Annotated in this window: 19 protein-coding genes; 11 read left to right on the plus strand and 8 right to left on the minus strand. The window is 70.1% G+C overall.

Annotation, left to right across the window (positions count from 1 at the left end):
* Positions 1 to 7: 7 nt before the first annotated feature.
* Both EP757_RS21620 and EP757_RS21625 read left to right on the plus strand, forming a co-directional pair.
* Positions 8 to 1582, plus strand: coding sequence for an ABC-F family ATP-binding cassette domain-containing protein (locus EP757_RS21620; protein WP_127548751.1), 1575 nt, complete (start codon positions 8 to 10; stop codon positions 1580 to 1582).
* A 42-nt stretch (positions 1583 to 1624) separates the two neighbouring features.
* Positions 1625 to 4474, plus strand: a complete 2850-nt coding sequence (locus EP757_RS21625; RefSeq protein ID WP_127554367.1) for a LuxR family transcriptional regulator — start codon at positions 1625 to 1627, stop codon at positions 4472 to 4474.
* Between the two features lie 10 nt (positions 4475 to 4484).
* Here the strand turns inward: EP757_RS21625 and EP757_RS21630 are convergent, their stop codons facing one another.
* Together EP757_RS21630 and EP757_RS21635 are read right to left on the minus strand one after the other, a co-directional pair.
* Positions 4485 to 4928 (minus strand): universal stress protein, encoded by a 444-nt coding sequence (locus EP757_RS21630; RefSeq protein ID WP_160165832.1) that lies wholly within the window; start codon positions 4926 to 4928, stop codon positions 4485 to 4487.
* Positions 4929 to 4977: 49 nt separating this feature from the next.
* Complete coding sequence (locus EP757_RS21635; protein ID WP_127548755.1) at positions 4978 to 5883, minus strand: LysR family transcriptional regulator; 906 nt, start codon at positions 5881 to 5883, stop codon at positions 4978 to 4980.
* Between the two features lie 73 nt (positions 5884 to 5956).
* On the opposite strand from EP757_RS21635, the gene EP757_RS21645 reads away from it, so the two are divergent.
* The 3 genes from EP757_RS21645 (at position 5957) to EP757_RS21655 (ending at position 8454) form a co-directional block, all read left to right on the plus strand.
* Complete coding sequence (locus tag EP757_RS21645; RefSeq protein ID WP_232049924.1) at positions 5957 to 7090, plus strand: DMT family transporter; 1134 nt, start codon at positions 5957 to 5959, stop codon at positions 7088 to 7090.
* 44 nt (positions 7091 to 7134) lie between these two features.
* Positions 7135 to 7773, plus strand: a complete 639-nt coding sequence (locus EP757_RS21650) for a GTP pyrophosphokinase family protein (RefSeq protein ID WP_232049925.1) — start codon at positions 7135 to 7137, stop codon at positions 7771 to 7773.
* 126 nt (positions 7774 to 7899) lie between these two features.
* Complete coding sequence (locus EP757_RS21655) at positions 7900 to 8454, plus strand: hypothetical protein (protein WP_127548757.1); 555 nt, start codon at positions 7900 to 7902, stop codon at positions 8452 to 8454.
* A 449-nt stretch (positions 8455 to 8903) separates the two neighbouring features.
* Here EP757_RS21655 and EP757_RS21660 read toward each other — a convergent pair whose 3' ends face one another.
* Positions 8904 to 9359, minus strand: coding sequence for a MarR family winged helix-turn-helix transcriptional regulator (locus tag EP757_RS21660; protein WP_127548759.1), 456 nt, complete (start codon positions 9357 to 9359; stop codon positions 8904 to 8906).
* 74 nt (positions 9360 to 9433) lie between these two features.
* Here EP757_RS21660 and EP757_RS21665 point away from each other — a divergent pair, with 74 nt between their 5' ends.
* Together EP757_RS21665 and EP757_RS21670 are read left to right on the plus strand one after the other, a co-directional pair.
* Entirely contained in the window at positions 9434 to 10456 is a 1023-nt protein-coding gene (locus tag EP757_RS21665; protein ID WP_127548761.1) for an LLM class flavin-dependent oxidoreductase, read from the plus strand.
* Entirely contained in the window at positions 10453 to 11067 is a 615-nt protein-coding gene (locus tag EP757_RS21670) for an NADPH-dependent F420 reductase (RefSeq protein WP_127548763.1), read from the plus strand. The genes EP757_RS21665 and EP757_RS21670 overlap by 4 nt, the downstream gene beginning before the upstream one ends.
* Here EP757_RS21670 and EP757_RS21675 read toward each other — a convergent pair.
* The gene (locus EP757_RS21675; RefSeq protein ID WP_127548765.1) at positions 11045 to 12190 is read right to left on the minus strand and encodes an MFS transporter; all 1146 of its coding nucleotides are present in this window, start codon (positions 12188 to 12190) and stop codon (positions 11045 to 11047) included. The genes EP757_RS21670 and EP757_RS21675 overlap by 23 nt on opposite strands.
* Before the next feature lie 99 nt (positions 12191 to 12289).
* On the opposite strand from EP757_RS21675, the gene EP757_RS21680 reads away from it, so the two are divergent.
* Entirely contained in the window at positions 12290 to 12754 is a 465-nt protein-coding gene (locus EP757_RS21680; RefSeq protein WP_127548767.1) for an Asp23/Gls24 family envelope stress response protein, read from the plus strand.
* Positions 12755 to 12918: 164 nt separating this feature from the next.
* Here EP757_RS21680 and EP757_RS21685 read toward each other — a convergent pair whose 3' ends face one another.
* The 3 genes from EP757_RS21685 to EP757_RS21695 form a co-directional block, all read right to left on the minus strand.
* A complete protein-coding gene (locus EP757_RS21685) occupies positions 12919 to 14004 on the minus strand; it encodes a hypothetical protein (RefSeq protein ID WP_232049926.1) in 1086 nt (361 codons plus the stop codon).
* 69 nt (positions 14005 to 14073) lie between these two features.
* Positions 14074 to 15807 (minus strand): carbohydrate-binding module family 20 domain-containing protein, encoded by a 1734-nt coding sequence (locus EP757_RS21690; protein ID WP_127548769.1) that lies wholly within the window; start codon positions 15805 to 15807, stop codon positions 14074 to 14076.
* A 113-nt stretch (positions 15808 to 15920) separates the two neighbouring features.
* Positions 15921 to 16403, minus strand: coding sequence for a hypothetical protein (locus EP757_RS21695; protein ID WP_127548771.1), 483 nt, complete (start codon positions 16401 to 16403; stop codon positions 15921 to 15923).
* Between the two features lie 120 nt (positions 16404 to 16523).
* Here EP757_RS21695 and EP757_RS21700 point away from each other — a divergent pair, with 120 nt between their 5' ends.
* From EP757_RS21700 to EP757_RS21710, 3 genes are all read left to right on the plus strand, one after another.
* Complete coding sequence (locus EP757_RS21700) at positions 16524 to 17231, plus strand: AzlC family ABC transporter permease (protein ID WP_232049927.1); 708 nt, start codon at positions 16524 to 16526, stop codon at positions 17229 to 17231.
* A complete protein-coding gene (locus EP757_RS21705) occupies positions 17228 to 17536 on the plus strand; it encodes an AzlD domain-containing protein (RefSeq protein ID WP_127548775.1) in 309 nt (102 codons plus the stop codon). The genes EP757_RS21700 and EP757_RS21705 overlap by 4 nt, the downstream gene beginning before the upstream one ends.
* A gap of 67 nt (positions 17537 to 17603) precedes the next feature.
* Positions 17604 to 17843, plus strand: a complete 240-nt coding sequence (locus EP757_RS21710) for a hypothetical protein (protein WP_127548777.1) — start codon at positions 17604 to 17606, stop codon at positions 17841 to 17843.
* A 7-nt stretch (positions 17844 to 17850) separates the two neighbouring features.
* On the opposite strand, the gene EP757_RS21715 is transcribed toward EP757_RS21710, so the two are convergent.
* On the minus strand, positions 17851 to 18597 hold the full coding sequence (locus EP757_RS21715; protein WP_127548779.1) for an alpha/beta fold hydrolase: 747 nt from the start codon (positions 18595 to 18597) through the stop codon (positions 17851 to 17853).
* Positions 18598 to 18650: the final 53 nt, after the last annotated feature.

Below are 18650 nucleotides of genomic sequence, written 5' to 3' on the forward strand. Positions count from 1 at the left end.
TCTATCAATGTCCGACGCATTCGTCGTGGGCTCTGCCCTGTCCTTCTCCTGGCCTGACGACACCCCGGTCTTCCAGGATCTGTCCTTCTCCGTGCCCGGCGGGCGCACCGGCCTCGTGGCCGCGAACGGCGCCGGCAAGTCCACGCTGCTCAAACTCATCGCCGGCGAGCTGCGCCCGTCAGCCGGCAGCGTCTCGGTCCGCGGCGTGCTCGGCTACCTCCCGCAGCACCTGCCGTTCGCGAGCGATCAGACCGTCGCCCAGGTCCTCGGGGTCGACGGCATCCTGGCCGCGCTGCACGCCATCGAGGGCGGCGACGCGAGCGAGGAGCACTTCACCACGATCGGCAACGACTGGGACGCCGAGGAGCGCAGCCGCGCCGAACTCGACCGGCTCGGCCTCGGCGACGTGGCACTGGACCGGCGGCTCGGCACGCTCAGCGGCGGCCAGGTCGTCTCCCTCGGTCTCGCCGCGCAGCTGCTGAGGCGGCCGGACGTGCTGCTTCTCGACGAGCCGACGAACAACCTCGACCGGGAGGCGCGCGAGCGGCTCACCGCCGTACTCCGCTCCTGGGGTGGTTGTCTGATCCTGGTCAGCCACGACCGGGCGCTGCTCGACGAAGTGGATCGGATCGCCGCCCTCAACCATGGGGAGATCCGATGGTTCGGGGGCACCTACAGCGAGTACGAGGAGGCGGTGCGCGGTGAGCGTGACGTCGCCGAACGGCAGGTCCGCAACGCCGAGCAGGATCTGAAGCGGCAGAAGCGCGAGCTGCAGCAGGCCCGGGAGCGCTCGGATCGCCGGGCGTCGAACGCCTCCCGCAACCTCGCCGACGCCGGCCTCGCCCGGATCGTGGCGGGCGGTCTCAAGCGCAGCGCCCAGGTGTCGGCCGCGAAGGCGAACGACGTGCACGCCTCCCGGGTCGCCGAGGCGCAGGCCAAGCTCGACGCGGCGGGCTGGGCGGCCCGCCAGGACGACAAGATCGCGATCGCGTTGCCCGACACTCGTGTCCCGGCCGGGAAGACGGTCTTCGACGGCCATCAGATGCGCGGTGGTTATGACGGCCGTCTGCTCTTCGTCGCGGATCTGAACATCCGGGGACCGGAAAGGATCGCGCTGACCGGCCCCAACGGCGCCGGCAAGTCGACGCTGCTTCGGATGATCAAGGGTGACGTGCCGACCGCGTACCTCTCGCAGCGCCTCGATCTGCTCGACGAGGAGCGCACGGTCGCCGAGAACATGGCGGCCTCCGCGCCGAACCTGCCCGACGCCGAGCGGATGAACCTGCTGGCCCGCTTCCTGTTCCGGGGCGCCAGGGCACACCTTCCGGTGCGGGTGCTCTCCGGCGGCGAGAGGTTGCGGGCGACGCTCGCCTGCATTCTGTACGCGGAACCCGCGCCGCAATTACTCCTCCTCGACGAGCCGACGAACAACCTGGATCTGGTGAGCGTCGGGCAGCTGGAGTCGGCGCTGAACTCCTACCAGGGCGCGTTCGTGGTGGTCAGCCACGACGACCGGTTCCTCGCGGAGATCGGGGTGGACCGGTGGATCCGGCTCGACGAGGGCCGGTTGACGTCCGGCTGAGGGGGCGCCGCCCGTGTAGTCTCCGTGCACGTGCACGGGGATATGGAGCTGCGCGGCAGGCGGCGGGAACGCGAGACGCTCGACCGGCTGCTGCGGGACGTCCGGGGCGGGCAGAGCCGGGTTCTGGTCCTCCGCGGTGAGGCCGGCGCCGGCAAGACCGCGCTGCTGGACTACCTGGCCGGGCACGCACCTGACGGCCGGGTGGTCCGCGCCGCCGGTGTCGAACCCGAGACCGAACTCGCCTACTCGGCGCTCCAGCAGCTGGTCGCCCCGCTGCTGGAGCACCTCGGCAGACTGCCCGAGCCGCAGCGGGAGGCGCTCTCCACGGCGTTCGGGCTCAGCGCGGGCCCGCCGCCGGACGCGCTGATCGTCGGGCTCGCCGTCCTCGGCCTGCTCGCCGAGGCAGCCTCCGAGCGGCCGCTGGTCGTGGTCGTCGACGACGCCCAGTGGCTGGACCGGATGTCCGAGGTGATCCTCACGTTCGTCGCCCGCCGCTTGGACGCCGAGTCGGTCGCGCTCGTCTTCGCGGCCCGGTCCTCGGCGGATCCGGAGGTGCCGCTGCTCGGCGGTCTTCCGGAACTGCCGGTGGACGGACTGCCGGAGGCGGACGCGCTCGCGCTGCTGGACGCGGTGCTGCCGGGACTGGTCGACGCCCGGGTGAAGGATCGGATCGTGGCCGAGACGCGGGGTAATCCGCTGGCCCTGCTGGAGTTGCCGCGGGATCTCTCCCCGGCCGAGCTGGCGTTCGGCTTCTCGTCGTCGCCGTCCGCCGGTCGCGGGTCCTCGTCGCCGTTGTCCGGCAGTCTGCCCCCTTTAGGTGACATTCCGGGCGGGTTGTCGGCTCAGGTCGGCGGGAAGTCGGTTCATGCGGAGCGGGCTCTGGTGGGCCGGATCGAGGACGGGTTCCGGCGCCGGATGGCGGGACTGCCCGCTGACACCCGGACGCTGCTGCTCACCGCCGCGGTCGAGCCGGTCGGGAACGTTCCGTTGCTCTGGCGTGCCCTCGTACGACTCGGTGTCGGACCGGAAGCCGCAGCCCCCGCCGAGGCCGCCGGTCTCGTGGAGCTCGGGGCACGGGTGCGGTTCCGGCATCCGCTGGTCCGCTCGGCGGCGTGGCGTGCCGCCGAACCGGCCGAACTGCGCGCCGTGCACCAGGCGCTCGCCGAGGTGACCGATCCGGAACAGGACCCGGACCGCCGGGCCTGGCACCGCGCGCACGCCACCGCCGGGCCGGACGAGGACGTCGCCGCCGAACTCGAACGCTCCGCCGGCCGCGCTCTGGCCCGTGGCGGACGGGCGGCGGCCGCCTCCTTCCTGGAACGGGCCGCCGAACTGACGCTCGACGCCGGGCTGCGCGCCGCCCGGACCCTCGCCGCCGCACACGCCCGGTTCGCCGCCGGCGCCGTCGGCCAGGTCCCGGACCTGCTCGCCGCCGCCGAACTCGGACCGCTCGACGCCGTGCAGCGGGCCTCGGCCGAGCGGTTGCGTGCCCGGGTGGCGTTCACCCAGAACACCGGGCGGTCCGCCATCCCGCCGTTGCTGGAGGCCGCCGGCCGGTTGGCCGAGCTCGATCCGGCGGCGGCGCGGGAGACCTACCTGACCGCTCTCGGCGCGGCCGTGAACGCCGGTCGTCTGGGAGAGCCCGCGTCGTCCGGTTCCGGTCACGCGGGTTCGGCTCGGGGCAGCGCTGATCTGCGGGCCGTCGTCGATGCGGCAGCGGGGATGGCCGGCGGTGACGAGCCTGCCGGGCGGCTGCTCGCGGGGCTGATCGCCTGGCAGCGGGAGGGGATCGCCGCCGCAGCGCCGGTGCTCGCCGCCGCGGTGGCCGCCCTGCCCGAGGACCGGGATCTCGAACTGCTCTGGCTCACCGGGATGGTGGCGCACGAGATCTGGGACGACGCGGCCTTCCTCGACCGCACCGAGCGGGCCGTCGCCGCAGCCCGGGCCGGCCGTCTGCTGTCGGTGCTGCCGACGGCGCTGACGTTCCGGGCCACCGCGCTCGTCTACACGGGCCGGTTCGCGGACGCGACGTCGCTGCTGGACGAGGCGGCCACGCTGGCGCAGAACACCGCCGGGCCGTCACCGCACCCGGCCACCGCGGTCATCCTCGCGGCACACCGCGGCCGATCGCCGGAGCTGATCGACAGCCTGGAGGCGGAAGCCCGGGCCGGTGGGGCGGGGTGGCTGCTGGGTGTTGCCGGGTACAGCCGGGCGGTGCTGCACAACGGCCTCGGCAACTACGCGGCGGCGCTTGCCGCGGCACGGGAGGCGACCGGATTCGACGACCTCGCCGTGGTGCAGTGGGGGCTCGTCGAGCTGGTGGAGGCGGCTGCCCGGACCGGGGACGGCGTTGTCGCCGCGGAGGCCCGGGAGCGGTTGTCCGAGCGTACGAAATCCATCGGAACGGCATGGGCTCGCGGCACCCAGGCCTTGGCCGACGCGCTCGCGGCACCCTCGTCGTCGGCCGGTATCGAAGACCACTATCGGACAGCTGTGGAGGAACTCGGGGCTACGCGGCTCAGCCTTCAGCTGGCTCGGGCACGGCTGCTGTTCGGTGAGTGGCTGCGCCGCGAGAACCGCCGTAGCGATGCTCGCGAGCAGCTGCGGGCGGCCCACGAAGCCTTCGTCGCGATGGGTGCCGAAGGGTTCGCGGACCGGGCCGGGCGGGAGCTGCTGGCGACGGGCGAGACCGTACGGAAGCGGTCATCGGGCGTGCGTGAGGAACTGACCTCGCAGGAGGAGCAGATCGCGCGGCTGGCCGCGGCCGGCCGGACGAACCCGGAGATCGGGGCGACGCTGTTCCTCAGTCCGCGGACTGTCGAGTGGCATCTGCGGAAGGTGTTCGCGAAGCTCGGCGTCACGTCGCGCCGTGAATTGTCGCAGGCCGTTTGACGCTTTTCGATCAGGCCGGGACGGGCTCGGGGACGACGACCACCTCGCAGGGGGCGTGGCGGGAGACGCGGCGGCCGACCGAACCGAACAGCAGGTCCGCGAGACGGCTTCGGTGGTGGTGGCTGCCGACCACCAGCATCTCGGCGCCTTCGGCAGCGGCCAGCAGGCGGGCTGCCGGGCGGCCGACGAGGGTGAGCGGCTCGGCGTCGACGTCCGGGGCGGCCTCGCGGGCCGTGGAGACGCCGGCAGCCGCGACGATCTCGGCGAGTTCTTGCGCGAGCGCGAAGTCGTTCCCGGCGAAGTCGGCCAGGGCCGAGGTGCCGCCGTCCCAGTCGAGGACGTGCACGACGCGAAGCCGCAGGTGGCGGCGGGTGGCTTCGCGGGCGGCCCAGCGGACGGCCTCGTTGCCCGAGGTGCTGCCGTCGGTGCCGACGATGATGGCCGGGATCCGCATGACTCCCCCTCCGCTTGTTCGCACTTCCATCGTCGTTGCCGCCGGGACGTCAGGGCAGAGGAGAAGGTCCCGGGCGAGCAGGACCCGCCGCGATCGCGCGCAGCCGGTCCAGCACCGCGCGCACGGAAGCCCGATGCAGCGTCTCCGGCCTGGTCAGCACGTCGATGTGGCGTCCGGCGGGCAGGTCGGCGAGCGGTCGCAGGGCCAGCCGCGGGTCCGGCACGCTCGTGTACCCGGGCAGCAGCGCCAGCCCGCCGCCGGCCGCCACCACGGCGGCCGCCACCGTGAAGTCGTTGATCCGGTGCGCCACGTCGAGCGGCCGGCCGGCGAGAGCGCCGATCGCAGCGAGCACGCCCTGCAAGGGGAACCCGTCGTGGACGCTGATCCACCGTTCGTCGCTCACATCGGAAACGGTCACGGTGGCCTTGGCCGCGAGCGGGTGGCCGATCGGCATCGCCACGTAGAGCGGCTCGTGGACCAGCGGCACCACCGTCACCCGGTCCGCCGGCCAGGGAGGGCTGTGTGCCAGGCGATGGGCTATCACCAGGTCGTAGTCGGCCACCAGCGCCGGGAAGTCGGCGTGCGCCACATCCTCGTCCGCGCAGATGACGGGCGGGCTCTCGGTGATCAGATTCGGAAAGTAAGCCAGCGCGGCGCTGTGGAAGGCGGCGACGCTCACCGGGCTTTCAGGATCTTCGAGGTACGTCGTGAGCACCCGGTCGGCGCGGTCCAGCGCCGTCCAGATCTCCACTGCCGCGGCGGCGAGGGCCCTCCCCGCGCCGGTGAGAACGAGACGGCGGCCGCGTCGTTCGGTCAGGGGCACGCGCGCCGAGCGTTGCAGAACCTTCAGCTGCTGGGAGACCGCCGACGGGGTGATGTGCAGCGCTTCGGCCACGGCGGCGACGCTGCCACGGTCGCCCAGCTCGCGTAGAAGACGCAGGTGGTGCAGATCCATTAGGTATGACTACACCATTGGTTGAGAAGGTCGGCTCTGGTCTTCATCGTCGGCCGGACGCAAGCTGCGGAACGTGCTCAAAGACCTTCCTCTCCTGGCCGTCGCCGTCGTCTGGGGCAGCAGCTATCTCGTCGCCAAGGACCTGACGACGGCCGGTGGGGTGCTGGCCCTGCTGGCACTGCGCTACCTGATCTCAGCCGCCGCGATGCTGCCCGTCCTGGCATTCCGCCGAGCAGCCGTGCGTCGCCGACTGACCGGATCTTGGAGCGTCCGTCGCCGACTGACCGGATCTTGGAGCGTGCGTCGCCGACTGACCGGATCTTGGAGCGTGCGTCGCCGACTGACCGGATCTTGGAGCGTGCGTCGCCCACTGACCGGATCTTGGAGCGTCCGTCGGCCCTTGAGCGGATCTTGGAGTGGTCGTCGCCCGTTCAGCGGATCTTGGAATCGGCGGGAGATCGCTGTCGGGGTGCTGCTCGGATTGACGCAAGCTTCGGTGCTGGCCTTCGAGACCTACGGAGTGGCGCACACGTCCGCCACCAACGCGGGCGTCCTGATCAGCCTGACGATCCTGCTCACGCCGCTGCTCGAAGGCGTCATCCGGCGTCGCTGGCTTCCACCGCGGTTCTTCCTGTCCGCCGCGGTGGCCGTCGGGGGAGTGTTTCTGCTGGTCTCCGGCCCGGGACTGGCGGAGCCGTCGATCGGGGACGCGCTCATCCTGGTCGCCGCGGTGATCCGGGCCGCGCACGTGACGCTCTCCGGGCATCTGGCCCTCGGCCGGAACCACGACACGTTCACGCTGGTCACGGTGCAGACGGTCGTCGGGGCGGTGCTGTTCACGGCGGCCGCTGGAGCTGATCTGGGGACGGCGCTCTCCTCGTACGGAATCAATCAATGGTTTGGGGTGACCTATCTGGCTCTGGGCTGCAGCGTCTTCGCGTTTCTCGTGCAGCTGTGGGCGGTGCGCCGGACGTCGGCCGCGCGTGCCTCGCTGCTGCTGGGCACGGAGCCGGTGTGGGCGGTTCTGATCGGTGTGGGGGTGGGCGGGGAACACCTGACGCCGGTGGTCGTCGCTGGAGTGGTGCTGGTGCTCGCCGGAACCTCGGCGGGGCAGCGGGTGGAGGCAAACGTGCGCCGGGAGCTGCGGAAACCGATAGGTTCACCGGGGTGGCGAACTCGCGTCCGGGAGCAGACGACGGGCAGTTAGTGCCGCGCGGCACCGGACCCGTGCCCGAGGTGCTCCGCGATCACATGACCGATCTGGATCACTTCCTGATGGTGTATCGGTTCGGGCTCGCCGAGATCAAGACGAAGATCGAGATCCTGGCGGAGGAGCTGGCGCACCGTGGCACCGGCAATCCGATCGAGCACATCCGGCCGCGATTGAAGACGCCGGCGAGCATCGCGGCGAAAGCGCAGCGCATCGGGTGCCCGCTCACGTACGCCGACTTGCGCAACCGGATCCGTGACATAGCGGGCATCCGGGTCGTGTGCGGCTTCGTCTCGGACGTCTACACGGTCACTGAGATGCTGACCCGGCAGCCGGACGTCGACCTGGTGCTGACCAAGGACTACATCCAGAAGCCGAAGCCCAACGGGTATCGCAGCCTGCATCTGCTCGTCGAGATTCCGGTCTTCATGTCCGATCGGGTCGTGTCGGTGCCGGTGGAGGTGCAGCTCAGGACGGTGGCGATGGACTTCTGGGCGAGCCTGGAGCACAAGATCTACTACAAGCACAGCCCGCAAGTCCCGGCTCGGCTGCGGGATGAGCTGACGGCTGCGGCGGAGGACGCGGCGCGGCTGGACCAGCGGATGGAGCGGCTGCATCGGGAGATTCACGGTCCGTCGCTGCCGGTGAGTCCATCTCCCGGTCATCGTTCTGCAAGTTGATTCACACCTTGCAAACTCTTGCAATCCGTTCGATTCATCCTAGGCTATGCATGCCTCCCTCCACTGGGGAGGATCTCTCACGAAATTTCGGGCTATTGAGGGATCCTTATGGAATCCAGGAGTGCTATGCGTTCGATCAGCAAGTTGTTCCTCGCGCTGCTCATGGGCATCGCCGGCGTGCTCGCCGCCGTCACGCCGGCCAGCGCCTCTCCGCCGCCGCCCACCCAGCTCGGCGGGCTCGACATCGGCGCCTACTGCCGGACTCTCGGCTATGCCGACGCGGCGCTGACCGGCTCCACCGCCTACGACTGGCACTGCGTCGCCGACGGTCGGCAGGGTGATCTCGCGTTCGACGCCGCTTGCCAGTGGGCGTACGGCAACGAGCACATCGTCGACCGGATCGCCGACTTCTACGATCCGACCTCGGTGTCGTGCTGGTCGGTGCAGCCGGACGTGGTGACGCCGGACTTCGAGTCGTACTGCACCGGCAAGGGTTACAGCGGGTCGGCGCTGCTCGGCGACACCGTCTATGACTGGCACTGTGTGCAGTACAGCCGGGCCGGCCCGACCTATTACGACATCGACGTGCCGACGGCCTGCTCGACGCTGACCTCCGGCTACGCCCGCCTCGACCGCTTCGCCGACTTCTACGACGCGCGCAGCTGGCAGTGCCGGGTCTGATCGGGCTCCGGCGTCTGACCGGGCTCCGGCGTCTGACCGGGCCCCGGCCGTTTTGACGATGCCGGGATGGCGAGCGACGCGCCCGTCGTCCCGGCGTCATGCTGTCTCTGCGTGTCGCGTAGTCGGCGTGTGGCGCTTGCCGGCCGGTTCCGCGGAGGTGGCCCGTGAACCGGCTGTGATTCATCGCTGTCGGGTGCCCGTTTTGTCGACCACCAGTCACAGCCGGAGTCGCGGCCGGTCTCAGTGATGGTCGGTCTCAGTGATGGTCGGTCGCCGGTGACGGCTTGGACACCTCCAGGAAGCCACCATCGGTCACCGCCGGGCCTGACGATCAAGCTGTTTTGGCAGAGCTGTCTCGACGCCGATTCGTCCGCTCTGTTGTGCAGCCGGTGGGGTCGGCCCGGGCGGCGAGCGCACGCGCGCATGTGTTGCGCGGCCGGCGACGGGGTCTACGGCCTCTTCAGGTGTTCTTGGAGAGCTGATGCGAGGTCGGCGGCGGCGGCCAGCTGGGCCGGGGTCAGGCCATCGACGAAGAGCTCTCGGATGGCGCGGAGGTGGGGCGCGGTCGCGCTGTCAAAAGCGGACTTGCCGGCGGGTGTGAGGACCGCCTCGGCGCCGCGGTTGTCGGAGGAGCAGTTCTCGCGGGCCAGCAGGCCGCGGCGCTCCATTCGCCCCAGATGGTGAGAAAGGCGGCTTCGCTCCCAGCTGATGTGAGCGGCCAGGTCGGACGAGCGCATGCGGTTGCCGGGTGCCTCGGTGAGCGCGAGCAGCACCGCGTAGTCGCCGGGGGAGAGGCCGGAATCGGACTGTAGGCGGGCGGCGATCCGGGCACGGAGCAGGTCGGTCGTCTCGATGAAGTCGCGCCAGGTCTGGAGCTCGACGCGATCGGGAAGGCTTCGGGGCATAAACGCTCACCTCCGGTAGTTGACGTGTCCATCATACTGATTGACACGTCAATCATGGAGCAACGGAGGAAGCCATGTTTCTCGGACTCGACACGTTCGGTGACGTCCCTCAGGACGACAGCGGCGCGCTCGTCTCGCACGCCGCCGCGATTCGGCAGGTCGTGGCCGAGGCCGTGCTCGCCGACGAACTCGGCGTCGACGCGATCGCGCTCGGCGAGCATCACCGCCCGGAGTACTCGATCTCCACGCCGGAGACCGTCCTGGCCGGCATCGCCGGGCTCACCAAGCGGATCAAGCTCGGTTCCGGTGTGACGGTGCTCAGCTCGGACGACCCGGTTCGAGTGTTCCAGCGATTCGCCACGGTGGATGCGATCGCCAACGGGCGCGCGGAGGTCATTCTCGGACGCGGCTCGTTCACCGAGTCGTTCCCGCTGTTCGGCTTCGACATGAGCCAGTACGACCTGCTCTTCGAGGAGAAGCTTGACCTCTTCGTGAAGCTGCTGGACGAGCGGCCGGTGACCTGGAACGGTCAGACCCGCCCGGCTCTCATCGACGCTGATGTGTTCCCGAAGACCGAGTCCGGCCGGCTGACGACCTGGGTCGGCGTCGGTGGATCACCGCAGTCGGTGGTGCGCACGGCCCGGCACGGTCTGCCGCTCATGCTGGCGATCATCGGCGGACAACCCGAGCGGTTCGCTCCCTACGTCGACCTCTACAAGCGCGCCGCCGAGCAGCTCGGCACCGTCGCGCAGCCGGTCGGGATGCATTCGCCGGGATTCATCGCGGACACCGACGAACTGGCCAAGGAGATCTTCTACCCGCACTACAAGATCCAGCGGGACCGGATCGGCGCCCTTCGCGGCTGGCCGCCGCTGCGCAAGGCCGAGTTCGACGCCGAGGTGGAGCACGGATCGCTCTACATCGGCTCGCCGGAAACGGTCGCGCGCAAGATCGCCAAGGGAGCGGGAGCGCTCGGTGTGGGCCGGTTCGACCTGATCTACACGGCCGGTGCGCAGCCGGTCAGCGCCCGGATGCGCGCGGTGGAATTGTTCGGCGCTAAGGTCGCTCCGATGGTGCGGGAGATGATGGCGGAATGACGACGGTCGGCATTCTCGGTGCGGGGAAACTCGGCACCGTTCTGGCGCGGCTCGCGGTGGCCGCCGGTTATGACGTTCTGGTCGCCGGATCGGGCGATCCGGCGAAGATCCGGCTGATCGTCCAGGTGCTGGTTCCGGGTGCTTCGGCGGTTTCCGCCACGGAGGTGGCGGCGAAGGCGGACATCGTCGTTCTGGCGTTGCCGCTCGGCAAGTACCAGACGGTTCCGGCCGCGGAATTGCGCGGGAAACTGGTGATCGACGCCATGAACTACTGGTGGGAAGTGGACGGTGTCCGCACTGACCTGGGCTCGTCCAGTGAGCTCGTGCAGGCGTTCCTGCCGGAGTCGCGGGTCGTCAAAGGCTTCAACCACATGGGCTATCACGACGTCGAGGCGGAGTCCGCGAAAGCCGGCTCGCCGGGGAGGAAAGCCATCGCCATCGCCGGTGACGACGATTCCGCCCTCGCCGCCGCCGCGGCTTTCATCGATTCTCTCGGCTTCGACGCGGTGATTGCCGGGCCGCTCTCCACGGGGGTACGAATGGAGCCCGGCACTCCACTGTTCGGCGCGAATGAGGACGCGGCGACCGTCAAACAGTTGCTGGCGTCCTAGTCCGGGCGGCAGCCGCGCCCACCACGACCTGCAGAACAGCGAATCCCGCCACCAGAAGAAGCGACGCTTTCCACGTGCCGGTCTGCTCGGCGAGCAGACCGGCCAGGAAGGGCCCGCAGGCCGCCAGCAGGTAGCCCAGTGACTGGGCCATTCCGGACAGCCTTGTCGTCTCGGCGTGGTCCCTGCCGCCGAGGCTGATCAAGGTCAGCGCGGTCACCAGTGCGGCGCCCTGACCCAGCCCGGCGATCGCGGCCCAGACGACGGCGATGCCCGGCGCCGCCAGCAGCCCGATGATCGCGATCAGGACGGGGAGGCTGGCGATCACCGCGCCGGCCGGGCGGAGGCGCTCCGGGCGGAGCAGGAACGGGATCGCCAGGCCGCCGAGGATGCCCATGCCCTGGAAGAGGAAGAGGTGCAGGCCGGCGGTGCGTTCGGATAGTCCACCGTCGATCTCGATGGTCGGCAGCCAGGTGACGAGCACGTAGAAAGTGGTCGACTGCAGGCCCATGAACGCGGTGATCAGCCAGGCGCGCGGCTGCCTCCACACGCTGATCGTTTCCGGACTGCTTGTCGTGGCCGGACTTGGGCGATCTTGGAGTGTCCGGGTGCGGGGCAGCCAGATCACCGCCACGATGAGCGCCAGCAGCGACCAGATGGCGAGCGCCAGCCGCCAGTCGGCCAGCCCGGCGATCGGCACGGCCAGCGCCGAGGCCGTCGCCGCCGCGAGCGTGATGAACGCCGTGTAGAAGCCGGTCGCGCGCGAGACATTCCGGGCATAATCCCGCTTCACGATTGCCGGGACCAGCACATTGCCGACCGCGATGGCACAGCCGATCACGAGGGTGCCAACCCAGAGACCCCCACTTCCCGTGTACGAACGGACGACGCCACCCGCAGCGAGAACCAGCAGCGCGAGAAGTACCGCCCGTTCGGTCCCCAGGCGGCGGGACAACCGGTGCACCTGAGGCGACACCAGTGCGAACGCCAGCAACGGCAGCGCACCGAGCAATCCCTGGGCGGCCTCGCCGAGATGCTGGTCCGCGCTGATCTGCGGGAGCAGCGGCCCGACCGCGGTGATCGCCGGGCGCAGGCACAACGCGACGAGGAAGACGGTGGCAGTCATCACGATCACTTTCTACACCCGCCTCCGCGCCCGTCCGCCGCCGCTAGTGGATCTAGTAGGCTCGGTGCGCTCGTGGGTGGCAACGAATTAGGGACGCTGATGAACGACGACGGCGAGTTCCGCGCCGACCGCACGCAGGAGATCTTCCTTCCCGCCGTGGCTCAGGCCGTGCCGCCTCAGCACGGTGGCGCCGAGGTCGTGGAGGCGGCGGCGTACCGGGGCCGCACCCACTTCGAGCGCGAAGTGGTCGAGAAACTCGCTGCCGCCGCGGCGCGATCCATCCCCGGCGTGGCCGAGCTCGGCGGCGACGTCGCACGGTTCTTCAACACCGTCCTCGACAAGATCGGCCTGGACAAGGTCGGCGACGCCACGCGCGGAGTGTCGGCCAAGGTGGACGGCCTCGACGTCGACCTCACCGTGGTCCTGGTGATCGCCGCCGGTGAAGTGGTGTCGGAGGTGACCGCAGCGGTGCGTACCGCGGTGATCGAGGCGGTCGAGAACTACGGCCTGCACGTGAGCAACGTCGACGTCAAGGTCGACGACATCCGCTTGCACCACGAGTGACCGCCAGCATGGTCCACCCGATTTCGGTCTAGCCTCCTAGGACGCCTTTGGCCGGGAGTGAACGGTCACGGTGGTGCGGGCTGCTCGCCGGCGACGGCGGTTCGGGGAGATGAGATCAAAGCCGCAGGGATCAGGGGCGACGGCGGAGATTGAAGCCGCCGGGCTCAGCGGCGGTGTCGGCGGCGCGCCAGGAGGAGGCCCAGGGCGGCTCCGGCGACGATCATTGCGGCTGCTGCTGCGGTTGCTCCCAGAGGGAACTCGCGGGCAGCGGGAACTGCGTCGGCCTGTGCGGGCGCGGCCTGCGGCGACCCGGCCTGCGATGAATCGGCCCGCGGCGATCCGGCCTGCGGCGATTCGGACTGCGGTGACTCGGCTGAAGGCTTGGTGGACGGGGAGACGGCTGCCGGCGGAGAGGAATCGGGTGGCAAGGGGTAGCTCAGGATCGGGACGTCGGTGCCCTCGGAGACCGTCAGCAGTGAGGAACCATCCGCGCTGAAGGTGATCGACTCGCCTTGGGGCTCGTCGGGCAGGGCGGTCGTCCGGGTGCTGCCCTTCGTCAGGGCCGCTACCACGTCGCCGTCGGGCAGGTCGTATTCGAAGGCGTCGGCATAGGTGCGCAGCACCACTCGCGAGCTGGACTGGCCCGCGCCGGTGATGACCAGGCGGCCGGCGAAGCCGAACGGGTTGGTGGTTCCGCTCAGGGGGATCGCCACGTCGCCGGCTCGGCGCAGGGGAGTGGTCCTGCCTGATCGCAGCGGGCCGGTCGGGACGTAGAGGCCGGCCGTCACCGGGTCCTTGGTGATGACTACCGGTGTGCCGTCGCCGGAGATGAGCAGCGCCTCGGCGTCGTGGGCGCCGTCCGGGTAGGAGAGGCGGAACAGGGACGGTTTGCGGGCGCCGGGCGCGAGCCTCCACAGGGCGATCGTGGTACGGGTGCCGCCGTTGTCACCGATGTCGCCGACCCAGATGGTGCCGTCCGGGCCGCGGGCCAGGTCTTCGGTGTCGCGCGGCCGGGACGGGTAGGAGACCGTACGCACGACCTTGCACTTCCTGTTCAGGAAGAAGATCTTCCGGCCGTCCGGATCGTCGGCGCCGTCGTTGACGACGACATAGCCGGACCCGTCGGTGAGCAGTCCGGAGATCTCGTTGAGCCGATCATCGGTGATGCGGCAGACCGTGGAGGGGGAGGAACCCGCCGCCACGGGGTTGGCCGCCATGACGACGGCGATGACGGCAGCCGGGATCACCATGGGAAGCACAGTATCCGCCGCGGAACAGGGTCCCGCCCGGACGGGCGGGACGCTCCGTTCGTACAGGGATCAATTGCGCCAGGTGTCACTCAGAGTGACTGACCCGCTTGCCGGAACCGTCGCCGTGCGATTGGCGCCGGACTCCCAGGTGACCGTGCCGTCGGCGTTCTTGCGGAGGTACTTGTATTCGAAACTGGTTCCGGCGGGCAGCGAGACCGTGCCCTTCCAGACCGGGTAGGAAGCGGACGAGAGGGCCACGGCGCTCGCCGGCGCCCAGTTGCCGAGAGCCGCCTGGTTGCCGACGACGAAGATGTTCTGTCCGGGAGTGGTCGTCGCGTTGACGCCGAAGACAGCGCCGCCCGAGACGGAGGACGTAGGAGCGACCCCGCCGGTGGCTCCCACATGGATCGCCACCGCTTCACCGGGCGCGATCGTCGCCGTGAACTGCCCCGACGAGTTGACCGTGTAGGTAGCCGCGCCGCACGCCGACGGATCTCCATGCTGAACATCGCAGTACGTCCCGGCCGGCAACGACGTCTGGAACGTCCGCGTCAGCGAGCTGCTCTCGTGGTTGATTGCCACGAAACCCTTGCTGCCGCGACCGAAAGCGATCTGGTCGCCGCCGTTGCTCCACCAGTTGGTGACGGCGGTGCCGGAGACGGCGTTGCGGAAGCCGACCATGTTGCCGATCTGCCGCCAAGCGTGCTGGCACTTCCAGCCGTCGCTGTAGCAGGCGTTCACGGTGCCGCCGTTGGGCGGTCCGGCGTCGTGGTCGGTGAACTCGTATCCGGAGTTGACGTCGGGGGCGCCGTACGGCCAGGCGAGCGTGAAGACCTGGGCGAGGGTGTACGCCGACCCGTTCTTGTAACTGAGCGTGTCGCCGCCGCGCTCGGTGTCGTGGTTGTCGACGAAGACGCCGGCCTGGTTGCTCGGCAGGTAGCCCCACGCCGTCCCGAAGTTGCTGAGGTAGGCGAGGTTCTCGTTGAGGAACACCCGCTTGAGGTCGCGGGCGAACCGGAACTCCTGCACGTCGCCGGTGCCGGTGTACTCGGTCGGCTGCACCGCCTCGCCGCTTCCGAAGATGACCTCCTGCTTCCAGAAGGCGCCGGTGTTCGCCAGCTTCGCCTTGATGCCGGACAGGTCGGAGGCGGACATGTGCTTCGCCGCGTCGATGCGGAAGCCGTCCACGCCGAGCGAGGCGAGGTCGTTGATGTATCCGGCGATCTTGCCGCGGACGTAGTCGCTGCCGGTGTTCAGGTCGGACAGGTTGACCAGTTCGCAGTCCTGGACGTTCGACCGGTTCGTGTAGTCGCTGATCGCCGACCGGCAGGAGTGGAAGTCCTGGTCGGAGTAGTAGCCGGGGTAGTTGTACTTGCTGTACGAGGTGCCGCCGGTGCCCGTTCCCGATCCCGCGCTCATGTGGTTGATCACCGTGTCGGCGATGACCTTCACGCCGGCGGCGTGGCAGGTGCTGACCATCGAGGCGAAGGCGTTCCGGTCACCCAGACGGCCTGCGATCTTGTACGAGACCGGCTGGTACGACGTCCACCACTGGCTGCCCTGTATGTGCTCCTGCGGCGGCGAGACCTGGACGAACCCGTACCCGAGCGGGCCGAGCCGGTTGGTGCACTCCTTCGCGACCGAGGCGAAGGACCACTCGAACATCACGGCGGTGACGTCCTTGGTGCCGGGCGGGGACGCGTACGCGTCGGGTCCGCTGACGAGCGAGGCGACGCCGAATCCACCGAGACCGACGGCGAGGGTGGTGGCGGCGAGTGCGGTGGCGAGACGACTTCGGGGCATGGGGACTCCTGCCGGGGGACGGGTACAAGCCGTGCGGGGACACGGCTTGCTGCAACAGGATTGAAACTTTCTGCAAATCTTTGCGACAAAAATAGGTACCCGTCAGTGGTTCGTCAAGAGCGCTTGTCCTTGCGTGCCTGCTTCCGTGAGTTCGTCGCCCTGGTGGAGGCCGCTCGTTTACGCAGCTCCGGCGATTGAGGACGGCGATCAGTACGCTGCGGAGCCAACTTCTTCGGGGACTTGGGCACGGGGCGCGGAGGGGGATCGGCCTTCAAGCGCTCGGCCTCGTACGCCGCCGCGCTCGCCTGCGCCAGCACCGCCAGCCGCGTGCTCACCGTGGCGAGCAGGCCCTCGAAGACCTCGGCCTTCGCGCGCCGGCGGGCGTTCTGCGCATGGGCCTTGCCTCGTCCACCGGCCTCCTCGACGCGGGTCGCGGCCCGCCGCCGGTACGCCTTCACGTACTTGTTCCGTGCGCGCCGCACCCGATTGTGCAGGTCGATCAGGGCGTCCTCGTCCAGTTCGGCGATCCGTTCCGGTTCGGTCTCCCGGACCAGGGCCAGTTCCGTTTCGGTCAGCGATCCCAGCAGAGCATCCATGAACCGACGCTAGGAGCGCCCGCCCGAGACCTGCCTCATCCAGGAAGGGTGAGATGGCCGAGCAGCGCGCCTCTCGGCGGCCGAGGTGCGGGCCGGGCGGATCTGGGTACGGTCGTGGGGGTGGAGAGACAGCGTTTCCTGGCCGGCATGCGGGTCGGGGCCGGGCTCGCCGCGGCCGGATTCGTGCTGGCGATCACGTTCGGCGCCACCGCGAGAGAGCAGGGCTGGAGCGCGCTCGCCGCGATCGGCGCTTCCGTGCTGATCTTCTCCGGATCGGCACAGTTCGCGCTGCTCGCGGCGCTGGCCGGCAGCGGCGGGGTCGGGCCGGCCATCGGTGCCGCGCTCCTGATCAACGGGCGGTTCCTGCCGATGGGGCTGGCGGTCGGGCCGAGCCTGTCCGGCGGCCGGTTCCGGCGGGCGTTGCAAGGGCAGGCCGTCGTGGACGGCTCGTGGGTGGCCGCGCATCAGGGCGGCGGCCGGTTCGACAGGTGGAAGCTGTTCGGCGCGACGATCGTGCAGTGGCCGGCGTGGGTGGCCGGCACCGCGCTCGGCGTGATCGGTGCACCCTCGTCCGACCTGGTCGAACGGCTCGGGCTGGACGTGGTCTTCCCGGCGTTCTTCCTACTCGTGCTCCTCGACGAGCTGAGGACGCGGCGCTCGGTGCGAGGTCCGCTGCTCGCCGCGGCGATCGGCGCGGGGATGGCGGCGGCGCTGCTCTGGTGGGTGCCGGCCGGGATCGCGCTGCTGGGCGCCACGGTGGGCGCGCTGGTCGGTCTTCGCGCGCAGGAGCCTGCTGAGCAGGCGACTTCCGAGGGGGTACGCCGGTGACGCTGTGGTTGGCGATCTTCGCGGTAGCGGCCGGCAGTTTCGCGGTGAAGGCCGCGGGTCCGGCGCTGCTCGGCGATCGGGAGCTTCCGGGCTGGAGCCTCGGGGTGATCGCGTTGCTGGCGCCGGCGCTGCTGGCCGCGCTCGTCGTGGTGGAGGTGCTCGGCCGCCGGTGGGCCGATCTGGATTGGACCGTGCCGGTCGCGCTCGCCGTCGTGGTGATCGCGCGCCTGGTGAAGGTGCCGCTGCTGCTCGCGGTCCTGCTCGGCGTGCTGACGGCGGCGGGCCTGCGCGCGCTGACCGGCTGAGGTGAATAGCCGGCGACCCGGATGGGTACACAAGGGACGTCCACGTACCAGCCGGGAGGAGCCCGCGATGTCCCAGCCCACGAGCACCCGCCGTGGTATAACCCCCGCTCGGGTCTGCACGATTCTGGCCTTCGTCTTCGCGGTGTTGGCCTTCCTGTTCTCACCGCTGCTGTTCGGCCTGGCCGGGCTGGTGCTCGGTGTCGTCGGTGGCTACCTCGGCGACCGCCCGCTGGGCTGGTACGCGGCCGGCGCGAGCGTCGTCGGCGCGATTCTCGGCGTGATCGTGGCGTCGGCCCTGCTGGGCTGACGACGAATCAGGGGACGTGCTTGCGTACCCAATCGGTGACGATCGTGGCCAGGGCGTCCTGACTCTCGGAGAAGGTGTGGGTCGCCCCGGGGATCACCACGATCTCCGAGCCGGGCGGCAGCAGGTGCGCGCCGGTCGCCGTGACCGCCGCCAGCGCCTGCTCCTGCTCGCCGGTGTCGCCGTGTACGACCAGGACCGGCGTCGTCACCGCGCCGAGCAGTTCCTCCTGGGTGCCGTCCGCGCCGAGGCGGGGCTTCTGCCGGTTCACCACCACGTGGCTGCGGATCGGGGAGTCGTCGAGCGGCAGGAGCACGTCCTCGTCGCGGTACCAGGCGGCGACCTGCTCCTCGGTGAAGAACGGGTACGGCCGGTCGCCCTGGCCGGCGCCGGTGACGGCCCCGGTCAGCACCAGCGTGACCACGTGCGGGCGGGACGGCGCGACCCGCAGCGACACGGCCGAGCCGAGGCTGTGGCCGTGCAGGACCTGGCGGGTGTAGCCGAGCGAGTCCAGGTGGTCCAGCGCGACAGCGGCGTCGTCGAGCAGCCGGGCGCCGTCGACCACACCGCCGGGCGACGCGCCGAAGCCGCTGAAGTCGAGGCGCAGCACCGCGTGGCCGAGCCGCGCGTACTCGAACGCCAGCCGATCGAAGCGTCCCCCGGCCCGGCGGTCGGAGAGGAACCCGTGCAGCAGCAGGATCGCGCTGTCGCCACTGCCGGGAACGAAGTCGTAGGCGAGCCGGCCGTCGAGTGTCATGGCAGCCCACCCTATATTCCTACTTAGTTAGTAGGCAATGTGTGCTTGTTCAT

It is taken from the genome of Actinoplanes sp. OR16, assembly GCF_004001265.1.
Taxonomy (GTDB): domain Bacteria; phylum Actinomycetota; class Actinomycetes; order Mycobacteriales; family Micromonosporaceae; genus Actinoplanes.